This is a genomic window from Leifsonia sp. KNZ12-8B (assembly GCF_056755495.1).
Genome location: NZ_JBPGXM010000251.1, coordinates 1 through 984, shown reverse-complemented (window position 1 = coordinate 984; position 984 = coordinate 1). Strand labels below are relative to the sequence as shown.

General features: G+C 76.6%; 2 protein-coding genes. One reads left to right on the top strand and one right to left on the bottom strand.

What is annotated here, in order from left to right; genetic code table 11:
* The first annotated feature begins 50 nt into the window (after positions 1-50).
* Positions 51-812 (top strand): M23 family metallopeptidase, encoded by a 762-nt coding sequence (locus ACR9ZG_RS18895; protein WP_481286383.1) that lies wholly within the window; start codon positions 51-53, stop codon positions 810-812.
* Here ACR9ZG_RS18895 and ACR9ZG_RS18890 read toward each other — a convergent pair.
* On the bottom strand, positions 785-984 hold a 200-nt coding region (locus tag ACR9ZG_RS18890), incomplete at its 5' end, for a tyrosine-type recombinase/integrase (RefSeq protein WP_481286382.1). The two genes, ACR9ZG_RS18895 and ACR9ZG_RS18890, sit on opposite strands and share 28 nt — an antisense overlap.

Genomic DNA, 984 nt, shown 5'->3' with positions numbered 1-984 from the left:
CGGAGACAGCATCCGCCGCGCGCGATCCGTGGGCACTGTGGTCCTGGCCTGTGACTCCGGTGCGGCTGGTGGCGGCGTACGCCGCCCCTCCCACCCCGTATGCGGCGGGACACCGCGGGATCGACCTGGCGGCGACGCCCGGGACGGCGGTCCTGGCCCCGGCGGACGGTGTCGTTCACTTCGTCGGGACCGTGGTCGACCGGCCGGTGCTGACACTGGACCTGGACGGGGTACTCGCGAGCGTCGAACCGGTGGCGTCCCGATTAGCCGCGGGACAGACCGTGAAGCGCGGGGAACCCGTCGGGGTGGTAGCGGTCGGCGGACACTGCGCGGGCGCGTGCATCCATCTCGGCGCACGGGTGCGCGGAGAGTACGTCTCTCCCCTGCTCTTCCTCGACCGGGTGCCGCCGTCGATCCTCCTGCCGCTGCATTCGGATGGTGGCAGCGCCGCGCGCGCGGCTGCGGACGGCGGCCGAGGGCCGGGTACACGCCGCCCCGCTCGGCCGAGGCGGCCGCTACCGGCGCCGTGCCCGCTGGAGGCGGCCGGCGCGGGAGGCTCGGCCGGTGTGGCGGAGGCGGCGGATGCGGCGGAGGCGGGTCTGCGGCGGGTGCGGCGGAGGCGGCGAAGGCGGGTCTGCGGTGGGAGCGGCGGGAGCGGCAGGTGCGGCGAAGGCGGGTCTGCGGCGGGAGCGGCAGAGGCGCCCGGGCCGGAAGGAGGAGACGGCGGAGACGTTGGAGGCGTCTGGCCGATGCTGCGGGCCTCCGCGGTGCGACGCGCGCTCACTCAGGCGCGTGGGTGGGCGATGCGGTAGCTCTCCTTCAGCCGCTCCGTGGAGACGTGCGTGTAGATCTGCGTGGTGCCGAGGCTCGCGTGGCCGAGGAGCTCCTGGACCGCGCGAAGGTCCGCCCCGCCGTCGAGCAGGTGGGTCGCGGCCGTGTGACGGAGCGCGTGCGGGCCCGGGGGGGGCCGCGCCCCCCCCCCCC